Consider the following 3,501-nt stretch of genomic DNA (forward strand, 5'->3'; position numbering starts at 1 on the left):
GATAAAACGAAGGATTATGAATAAAACGACGATACTTAAGGAAGATTTTTTGCAACAAGACTTTTTTCTAGTTAAGGCCAGTATACAGGAAGATTTAAAATAATCAAGTTTTCTTATATATATATTTAATTACTTTATAAATATTATTTTATTATTTACAGAATCTTCATTATATTTTATTTAATTTCAACGACTTGATAAAATAAATCCATATTGCTTCAATGAGTTAAACTTTTACATTTTAGTGTACTTTCGTTTCCTGCAAACAAAGAAGCAGAGAAATAACAATGTCATCGCTCTGCTTTACTTAATTTTAAACTGCCCTTTCCCTAATAATATTAAAAGGTCACACGCTTATATTCCCGGTATTCCGGTATCCAGAAATTCGTATCAATGGCTTTCTGCAGCACATCAAAACCAACTTTTGGAGCAACGCCATCATCAATCGCAGCTTGCGCAACCCTTAAGGCTATAATCTTGGAAATATGCTGAATCTGATCCAGATCTGGCAATAAATTGGCGGTTGGATCCTGAAGTTTTGGAGAACATTCTGCCAAGGCATTACTTGATGCCATCAGCATATTATCCGTGACGCGTGTAGCGCCTGAAGCAACTACCCCCAGTCCAATTCCCGGGAAAATATAAGAGTTATTACATTGAGAAATAGTATAAATCTGTTCCTGATAATTAACAGGTGCAAATGGGCTACCTGTAGCAATCAGAGCTTTCCCATTGGTCCATTGAATAATATCGGCTGGAACAGCTTCTACGCGAGAAGTAGGATTCGATAAAGGGAAGATAATCGGATGTTCACAATTTTCAGCCATTGTCGTGATCACATCTTTGCTAAATAATCCCGGCTGTCCAGATACCCCAATCAACACTGTGGGTTTCGCATATTTGATGACATCCGATAGAGAAATAATCTCTTCAGCATTTCCCCATTCAGCAATATTTTCTGGTTCTTGCGCTAGTTTTCTCTGGAAATTTAATAGATTTGGCTGATTCTGGGTAATAAGGCCGAAGCGATCCACCATAAAAACCCGCTTACGTGCCTCTGCATCAGTCAGGCCTTCTGCTACCATTTTTGCCACAATCTGTTCAGCGATCCCACAACCGGCTGAACCTGCTCCCAAAAAGGCAATGGTCTGGTCTTTTAGTTGCTTATTAGACGCATAGGAAGCTGCAATCAGACTGCCTACTGCCACAGCTGCCGTACCCTGAATATCGTCATTGAAGCAACATACTCGATCGCGATATTTTTCCAGTAAAGGCATGGCATTGTGCTGGGCAAAATCTTCAAATTGAATTAGCGCATCGGGCCATCTTTGCTGAATCGCCTGTATCACCATTTCGACAAATTCATAATATTCATCACCAGTGATACGAGGCTGACGCCATCCCATATAAATCGGATCATTCAACAACTGCTCGTTGTTCGTGCCCACATCCAAAGTAATCGGTAAAGTATAGGCGGGACTAATACCTCCGCAGGCCGTATATAAAGCCAGCTTTCCAATCGGAATGCCCATTCCACCAATGCCCTGATCGCCTAAACCAAGAATGCGCTCACCATCCGTAATCACAATCACTTTGACATTTCTTCGATTTACATTATGTAGGATGTGCTCAATATGATTCCGATCCGGATAGGAAATAAAAACCCCGCGATGACGGCGATAAATCTTGGAAAAATGCTGACATGCCTCTCCTACCGTTGGCGTATAGATGATCGGCATCATTTCGCTTAAGTGATTTTCGATCAAATGATAGAAAAGCGTCTCATTGGTGTCCTGGATGTTACGTAGGTAAATATGCTTATTGATCGCATCATTGAATGAACAATATTGCTGATATGAACGCTGACTTTGTTCCTCAATCGATTCAATCGCTTGGGGCAAAAGTCCATGTAAATTAAAATGAATACGTTCTTCTACAGAGAAAGCTGAGCCTTTATTCAGCAATGGGAGTTCAAGTAATGCAGTACCTGCGTAGGGAATATAAAGTGGACGTTTAGGGTTCAGAGGTTCAGTTGCCATTTTTAACTCGCACTTTAAGATTCGACATGAATGAAAGCCGAAAAGAACAAAAAATTATCCTACTATCCTAGTCGACTTTCAGCTGTTTCAGTCATTCAGCGAATTAATAATGAAAAATGTTCTATTTAATAAACTAATAACGGCAATGAAATAAGTTTTATTTTTGTACCTAGGGTTTAAAAAATATTAAAATTCAAAAGTTAAAAATTTCTAGTCAAGCTATAGGAAAGACTTAATACTTGGTCATTAATTATTGACGAATGTGATAAAAATCATAACTCTGATATTACAAAGCTTTGAAAAGCGTTTAGCTAAAGTCGAAACCCATAGAAAGAACAAAGCGACTACTATTAAATTAGTAGCCGCTTTTCCACCTATTTTGTCTTATGATGAATGGGAAGCTATTGCTGTACCACATCAACAACAATTAGTTGACGATACAAAACATAATTAAAATGGCAAGTCATCAGCAGTTGATAATAAGGCACTTAAAAAATCTTTTTCAGGCTTTTCCTCTTCTTTGACTTGTTTTTCAATATTAGCTTTATCAACATTACTAAAAAATTTAGGAAATTTCTTAGAATCTATTTCGTGATATCCCATTAGTATTGCAAATTTTTTAAATAAAATTTTGTAAACTAAATTATTACTTCCATAGAATTTTCGTCTATCGTAAATTTGTGAGTTATTCTCACTTACTTCTAAATACTTTTGGAACATTGCAAAATTATAATCAATTAAATAATCCTCAATGTAAATATTGAAATTAGTATCAGCCTCATCATAACTTGTAGAATTACCGTATTCCTCTATCCCTAGCATCATAACTTCATTTTTAATTGAAAATTTCTCTGAAAGTTTTAATAGATATTTAAATGTTTCATGATTTGCTTTCGGTAAAAACTCTTTTAAATGCTCAGAAATATTTTTAGATAAAAATGGACAATAAATTTTCATTTTTTCATGTTTAGTTAAATAGCTAGAAACTATTGCTCTACCACTCGAATCAAGTAGATCATAAATAAAATCAAATCTTGAGAGTAAGGCTATATAAATATATAAAATATTATCATCTGTAGTTACCTTATTTATGTAATCTTCCTTTTGAAAGATCTCCTTACACTGTTCAGGATAATGTGTGATTATTTGGAATAAAAATTCTGCATTAAAATGTCGATTTTCATCAATTTTAGGATCGCTTTTAATAAAGCAAAATTTCCATAATTCTTTTATTAGGATAGGAACTATTTCCTTTGGAAGATGTTTTATATATCTTTTTTGAATCACATCTTTAAATGCATCTATGTCCAATCCTGCTTCACGTAACTTATCAATATCCATCAAAATAGAATCTTTAAGGGCGTGTCTTGAAAACCCTGCTGGAACTATAAGTAAGTCTTCAAGGGCATGGCGAATGAATGACTTAGTTTCTTCAGGCGTTGGCGTATATAGCTTATTGTCA

3 protein-coding genes are annotated in these 3,501 nt (G+C 35.2%); 1 reads left to right on the forward strand and 2 read right to left on the reverse strand.

Annotation, left to right across the window (positions count from 1 at the left end; all coding sequences use genetic code 11):
- Positions 1-338 precede the first annotated feature (338 nt).
- Positions 339-2,039 carry an NAD-dependent malic enzyme gene (locus B4J23_RS10590; protein WP_125278925.1) on the reverse strand — a complete coding sequence of 567 codons (1,701 nt, stop codon included), beginning with the start codon at positions 2,037-2,039 and terminating at the stop codon, positions 339-341.
- Positions 2,040-2,292: 253 nt separating this feature from the next.
- Here B4J23_RS10590 and B4J23_RS10595 point away from each other — a divergent pair, with 253 nt between their 5' ends.
- Positions 2,293-2,493: a hypothetical protein gene (locus tag B4J23_RS10595; protein ID WP_414631573.1), complete on the forward strand. Its 201-nt coding sequence runs from the start codon at positions 2,293-2,295 to the stop codon at positions 2,491-2,493.
- Here B4J23_RS10595 and B4J23_RS10600 read toward each other — a convergent pair.
- Positions 2,490-3,501: hypothetical protein (locus tag B4J23_RS10600; RefSeq protein ID WP_291360530.1), on the reverse strand; the 1,012-nt coding region annotated here is incomplete at its 5' end. The genes B4J23_RS10595 and B4J23_RS10600 overlap by 4 nt on opposite strands.

It is taken from the genome of Acinetobacter sp. UBA3025 (assembly GCF_002367915.1).
Taxonomy (GTDB): Bacteria; Pseudomonadota; Gammaproteobacteria; order Pseudomonadales; family Moraxellaceae; genus Acinetobacter.